General features: G+C 36.3%; 5 protein-coding genes. 3 read left to right on the forward strand and 2 right to left on the reverse strand.

The features are described from left to right. Positions 1-413, reverse strand: a 413-nt coding sequence (locus tag L656_RS0100425; protein ID WP_029750551.1) for a LapD/MoxY N-terminal periplasmic domain-containing protein, incomplete at its 3' end; no start/stop codon positions are given. Beyond that, on the reverse strand, positions 397-1,095 hold the full coding sequence (locus L656_RS0100430; protein WP_024597756.1) for a transglutaminase-like cysteine peptidase: 699 nt from the start codon (positions 1,093-1,095) through the stop codon (positions 397-399). The genes L656_RS0100425 and L656_RS0100430, both read right to left, overlap by 17 nt. 295 nt (positions 1,096-1,390) lie before the next feature. Between L656_RS0100430 and galU the strand changes: the two genes are divergently transcribed. The 3 genes from galU to L656_RS0100445 form a co-directional block, all read left to right on the forward strand. Then, complete coding sequence (galU, locus tag L656_RS0100435) at positions 1,391-2,281, forward strand: UTP--glucose-1-phosphate uridylyltransferase GalU (RefSeq protein ID WP_024597757.1); 891 nt, start codon at positions 1,391-1,393, stop codon at positions 2,279-2,281. Positions 2,282-2,344: 63 nt separating this feature from the next. Next, positions 2,345-3,262 (forward strand): glycosyltransferase family A protein, encoded by a 918-nt coding sequence (locus L656_RS0100440; RefSeq protein WP_024597758.1) that lies wholly within the window; start codon positions 2,345-2,347, stop codon positions 3,260-3,262. Positions 3,263-3,282: 20 nt separating this feature from the next. Beyond that, on the forward strand, positions 3,283-3,806 hold a 524-nt coding region (locus L656_RS0100445), incomplete at its 3' end, for a hypothetical protein (protein ID WP_024597759.1).

A 3,806-nucleotide genomic window follows, 5' to 3' on the forward strand; every position in this document is an offset into this window, starting at 1 on the left:
CCTGCCATAATCCAGCCATTGTTTAATTCTGATTGCATAGTAGGGGCTTCAAGCTTTACTGCTGTAATAAACCAATTAGGTACAGATTCAACGCGTTTTGGGCTTGTTAGGTCAAAAACTATTTTATTATCGGCGTTAGTAAATTTTATTTGTTTGTAATAACCGGAGTCGAAAATAGCGGTTGCCATGGTTTGGGCAATCATTAAGCTATCTTCTTCAAGGTAGGGCGATATTGAAAGCCCCAAGCTTGTTGCTGTATCTTGCGCGTGGCTACCCATTTGTGTTTGTAAGTAATCGCGGGTGGTTTCAACATCTGTAACTATCCTAACCACAAATGAAACAACCGAAATAACGATTATTAAACCGTAAACTTGGGTTTTAAGACTCAATCCGTTTTTAAAAAGTCGAGACATAACTGGTAGTTCCTTTAATGTTACTTTTAATGGGAGCAAGCTCACCTTGTTCAATTCGCTCTAGCATGGTGTTCCAGGCAGAAACACCACGGCTATTTTTTACTTTATTGCCTAACCCTTTTGATTTGGCTAACCATAAACCTTGACCATTAAAACTATAGATAGGTGTTAAATCACGGCGTTTATTCGCGGGCAGCAGTTTAGTATTAAAATTACCTAAAACAAAGGGGATTTGATTAGGAGTTTCAATATATATAAGTACCATGTGAGGTTGATTAACTGTTTTTTGACGTACATACATTAAACGTACTTTATCTTCGGGTACGCCCAGTGCTATTAACGTAAAGTATTTGGCAATTACGTAGTCTTCACAATCACCCATACCAACGCCTAAACTTTCAAGTGGGGTGGCCCAATAATCTTTTTGGTGCCAAAGCTCATCATCGGTTTTGTATTTAATGTTCTTATTAAAAAAGTCATTCACTAAATGGATTTTTTGCCATTCACTTTTATCAGCTGACTCATCTATAAAACTTAGCCAATTTTTAATACGTTTATGCCCTTCATTACCATACTGTTTTTGAGCGCGCGCAATTATATCGCTATTGCGTAAATACAAAAGCGTATTTTGTGCGCATACAAAAAAAGACACTAATAATAAAATGTAAAACCCTAAACGCACAAATGTTCCTTAAGTCTGTGTTCCCTGATAACTAAACAAGCCTAGTATAGTATTGGTAGCTTTAAAAGGGTAGGTCGTCAAAAAGTACTAGGCACTATGTTAGTGCAATGCAGTACACTTTTGGTGCAACATAAAATTAACAAAAAAACAATCAAAAAGTACTCTTTAATTATTGAGTGCATTATTGTGTTGTGTATAATAGCAAGCTCACACGGCATGTGAAACGCTCGAAAAGGAATTTTAGCTTTGCAGTTCCTTTTTTTGTTGTTTAACAAAAATAATGAAAGGAATTAAAGTGAAAGTTTTAAAAGCAGTATTACCTGTAGCTGGCCTTGGTACGCGTATGTTGCCAGCCACAAAAGCCATCCCCAAAGAAATGCTTCCTCTGGTAGATAAACCTTTAATTCAATACGTAGTTAACGAAGCTGTAGCAGCTGGCATTAAAGAAATTGTGCTTGTTACACATGCTTCAAAAAACTCAATTGAAAACCACTTTGATACAAGCTTTGAGCTAGAAGCTACACTAGAGGCGCGCGTAAAGCGTAGTTTACTAGAAGAGGTTCGCTCAATAGTACCAAAAGATGTAACCGTAATTTCGGTTCGCCAATCGGCACCACTAGGCTTAGGCCATGCTGTTTTAGCAGCGCGCCCAATTGTTGGTAATAACCCATTTGCAGTAATGCTACCCGACGTAATTATTGATAAATACAAATCAAATTCAAAAACCGATAATTTAAGCCAAATGATCGACCGATTCGACAAAACGGGCTACAACCAAGTAATGGTGGAGCCCGTACCGCAAGAGCAAGTGCATCAATATGGTGTAGTTGATATAGCCGGTAAAAAAATAAATGCAGGCGAAAATGCAACCATTAAAAACATGGTCGAAAAACCAAATAACGATGAAGCGCCAAGCAATTTAGCTATTACTGGGCGTTATGTTGTATCTACAGCAATTTGGGATTTACTTGAATACACCCCACCTGGGGCAGGCGGTGAAATACAACTTACTGATGCTTTACTCCAATTACGCCACCTAGAAACGCTTGAAGCCTACCATCTAAAAGGTAAATCTCATGATTGTGGCTCTAAATTAGGTTATATGCTTGCTAATGTAGAGTATGCAATGCAATCGAGTAGCATGGGTGAAGAGTTTAAAAAACAATTAGCTAAATTATTAGCTTGATTTTCGTGCTATTAATCTCAGCTATTTTATAAGTAATTATTCACTGATCAAATGGAGACTAAATTGAAAATCTGTTTATCTATACTAACAACAGGGGTTAGACCTGAAACATTATCGTTGTGCTTAAGTTCAATTACAAAGTTAAATCTGCCCAATATTGAAAAGTTTAGTGTTTTGATCGTAGAAAATAACGCCTTACCTAATAATGGCGTTATTTATTTGATAAATAGTTTTTCTGAGAATTCTGATATAGAGTTTACCCATATCTTGGAACCTCAAAAAGGTATTCCTTTCGGGCGAAATGCTGGACTTACGTTTGCGCAAAAAAATGAATTCTCCCACTTAGCTTTTGTGGATGATGATGCTGAAATAGAAGCTAACTGGCTTATAGAACTAGTTAACAAGTTAAATGATAGGCAAGCTCATGCGGTAAGTGGACCACAGGTACCTATATTTCCTGTAAACACTAAAGCTGTATTCAAAAATGCGACTGTGTATAAAGAGCGTAATTTGGATGATGGGGTGTTATGTAAGTGGGCAGCTACAAATAATGTTCTGTTTGATGTGAAATTTGCAGAGCAGAATAAGCTGCGTTTTAGCGATAACATGAAAACCGGTGGTAGTGATAAAGAGTTTTTTTCGCGATACACAGAAGCTGGTGCAAAAATATACTGGGTAAAAAGCGCAATTGTAAGTGAGTATGTTGAAGTTGAGCGTATTTCATTCAAATGGGCTGTAAAAAGAACATTTCGGTTTGGTGGTACAGGCTTTAGAATAGAGCAAGCTACAAAAAGTAAGCCTATTGCACTGCTGTATTGTTGCTTAAAAAGTGGCTTTTATATTTTAAAAGGTTTAACTGGATTTTTGTATTTACCGTTTAAAAAAAATAAAAGTTGGTTAGATGCACCTTGTGATATTGCGCATGGCGTTGCTTTTTTTACTAGTGTATTTACTGGTGGAAAACTCAAGAAATACACATAAAGTATAGTGGTACTAAAGCAATGCTAAAAATTAATAAACAAACTCTTGAAGGAGCTTTACTGTTCCTTTGTGTTATGAGTCTTCTATTTAATACATTAGTTGGCACGCTTGCAGCGTTGAGTTTCCTGATTAGTGGTATTCTAATTTGTTTGCTCAACGAAAATAAACTATTGCACCTTATTAGTAAAAGTTGGTTTATTTTACTAATACCAATTTTAGCGATTATATCTTGCCTCTGGTCTGATATCCCACAATTAACATTGCGGGGGGGGCTCCAGCTATTGCTTACAACTATTTTTTCTCTCGTGTTTTCTGCAGTCATCCGATACGAACTATTTATCAAGATTTTAGGCGGATGTTTTTTTATTACTATGCTTATGTGCTTAGTATCGGAAAGATATGCATTAAATGGTATGACTGGGGAATATAGTTTGATAGGAATATTTAATAGTAAAAATTTTTTATCGATGAATGCAGCAATAAGTGTTTTCGTTGGTATAGCCATTTATAAAAAGTTCCAATATGCACCTAAATTCTGGGGGGG

Source organism: Pseudoalteromonas sp. TAE56, from assembly GCF_000497955.1.
In the GTDB taxonomy this organism is placed as follows: Bacteria; Pseudomonadota; Gammaproteobacteria; order Enterobacterales; family Alteromonadaceae; genus Pseudoalteromonas.